This is a genomic window from Cohaesibacter celericrescens, from assembly GCF_002866925.1.
In the GTDB taxonomy this organism is placed as follows: Bacteria; Pseudomonadota; Alphaproteobacteria; order Rhizobiales; family Cohaesibacteraceae; genus Cohaesibacter; species Cohaesibacter celericrescens.
Genome location: NZ_PKUQ01000038.1, coordinates 1 through 2,441, shown reverse-complemented (window position 1 = coordinate 2,441; position 2,441 = coordinate 1). Strand labels below are relative to the sequence as shown.

The window sequence follows — 2,441 nt, the reverse complement described above, 5'->3', positions numbered from 1 at the left end:
GAGATAATACGAAAAGTGGGCCCACCATACATAGTAGGCATAATCAGAACGTCAGTTGGAAACTTCACAGTTGTGAAGTTCTTGGACAATGTGCGTTAAGATATTGTTAACCAAAAATCGCTTGCAGAATCGATTTTCTAACCGCATACATAACGAAATACCAAGAAATTCGCAGTCTAAACCGTTAGGGGCGCAAAATGGACGTGAGCGAATACAGCGGCGTTAGCAGCAATGATACCGCAAAAAAAATGGATCGGTATACAGCGAAGCTCTCTGCTGAATTGCATGATATGCGTGAACGGGTTTATCCTCCTGAGGCCCAAAAGATATTTTCCAAGACGTTTTCAACGCTTGATCTGGTTAGGCTTCTAGGTGTTCCTGAAAGCACACTTCGTCACCTTACATTGGAAGGCAAAGGTCCTCAGCCTAACCGAGCAGAGAACAACAGGCGCACCTATACTCTAGATCAAGTTTGGGAGTTGCGGGAGTATCTCGCCGAGCATCGCCCTGACGAGTCTTTTAAGTTCAAACCGCATCGCGGCGAGGGCGAAAAACTTCAGATTATTGCTACTGCCAATTTCAAAGGCGGGAGCTCTAAAACAACTTCATCTATACACCTGGCGCATTATCTCGCGCTGCAAGGGTATCGAGTTCTTTGTATCGATCTCGACCCTCAAGCTTCATTAACCTCCGTATTTGGAATACAACCAGAATTCGATTTACAGGGCAATGATACTGCATATGCTGCTTTACGATACGATAACGAGCGCTTGTCATTGGCTGATGTTATTCGTCCAACTTATTTTACCGGAATTGATTTGGTCCCAGGTAATCTTGAATTGATGGACTTTGAGTTCGATACTCCTGCGAACTTGTCATCAAGGGATCGAGATGAATTGGGTCTTTTTTTCGAAAGGCTAAATAACGCAATTTTCCAAGTTTCTGACAAGTACGACATAGTCGTAATCGACACGCCTCCTTCCCTTGGTTATGCCACGCTCGCGGCTCTCTATGCAGCAACAGCAATGATTGTGACAGTTCATCCCGCAATGTTGGATGTAGCATCCTGCAATCAATTTCTAATCATGATTTCTGATTTGTCAGAAGTTTTGGCTGAATTTGGCGCACGGTTTGAGCATGACTTCATTCGTTTTCTCTTGACGCGGGTGAATCCTAACGATGGCCCACAAAAATACATGTCGGGTGTTATCCGCAGTTTATTTGATAATGATGTGCTTGTTGCTGAAGCTCTGGAGTCAACGGCAATTGCTGGGGCAGCAGTTGCGAAAAAATCTCTATACGAGTTGGAAAGCGGAGAGGTGGGCCGAGAAGCGCTGAAGCGGGCACTTGAGAGCTCGGATCGTGTGAATAGTGAAATTCTAGGCTTGATACAGCAAAACTGGGGGCGATCATAATGAAAAAGAGTATATTAAGCCGTATGGCCGATCGTGCAGATGTGTCAAAGGATGCTGATAATTCAATGCCTCAGGCAGTTTCCTTACGAAATAAGCGCGCCAGCTCTCCCGTAATTGCAAATGTAGGAAAAGCGCTTTCTCAGCTTTCCGAGGATAGTATTGTATCTCTTGATCCAACAAAGATTGATAGATCCCCTTTCAAGGACAGGTTTGACAGTGACCCCGAATTTGAAAATGCGATTGAAGAACTAAAAGTTTCTATTCAGCAGGAAGGTCAAAAAATTCCCGTTCTGGTTAGGCCCCACCCTGCTTACTCTGATCGTTATCAGTTAGCATATGGGTTCCGTCGTCTAGAAGCCATTAAGCGATTAATGGAAGAAGCAGGGTCCTCGCAAACGATCAAAATTAGGGCACATATCAGGCAGTTGACTGATAGAGAGTTAATTCAGGAGCAGTCGCTTGAGAACGGTGTCAGAGAAAATTTGAGTTGGATCGAGCAAGCAATGTGGGCACTCCAGCTCCGAAATGCGGATTTTAATAACAGAGCTATATGTCCTGTTATGGGTCTCACTGAACCGGCGGTTTCCATGCTCTTTAAGGTAACAGCCTCAATCCCGCATGAGATAATTCATTCCATTGGGCGTGCTCCTGGAGTGGGACGGCCCAAATGGTTGAAACTCGCGGAATTGCTTAAAGATCGGACATCCGTCGATAACGTTAAAAAGCTAATTCAAACCGAAAAATTTGAACTGGCTGATAGCAGTATGAGAGTTACCTTGGCTCTAGAGGCTGCCTCAAATATGCAAAGGCACGTTAAAGAAAAAACTCAATCGGCAATCGAGTTTGATGGTCGTGTGATTGGTCAGATCAAAGAAGCTTCAAATGGCACAACAATGTTGATTTCGAAAAATGAGAAGCTCTTTGCGAACTGGCTGGTGGAGCGTCTGCCTGAGCTGCTAACAGAGTTTGAAGCAAAAAAGGAAAGTCAATCATGACTTAGTCTGCAAAAACGAAAAACCCGCCAAT

The 2,441-nt window shown here is 44.7% G+C and carries 2 protein-coding genes; both read left to right on the top strand.

Annotation, left to right across the window (positions count from 1 at the left end; genetic code table 11):
• The first annotated feature begins 197 nt into the window (after window positions 1–197).
• Window positions 198–1,415 carry a plasmid partitioning protein RepA gene (gene repA / locus C0081_RS16680; protein WP_101534993.1) on the top strand — a complete coding sequence of 406 codons (1,218 nt, stop codon included), beginning with the start codon at window positions 198–200 and terminating at the stop codon, window positions 1,413–1,415.
• On the top strand, window positions 1,415–2,410 hold the full coding sequence (gene repB / locus C0081_RS16675; RefSeq protein WP_101534992.1) for a plasmid partitioning protein RepB: 996 nt from the start codon (window positions 1,415–1,417) through the stop codon (window positions 2,408–2,410). The genes repA and repB overlap by 1 nt, the downstream gene beginning before the upstream one ends.
• Window positions 2,411–2,441: the final 31 nt, after the last annotated feature.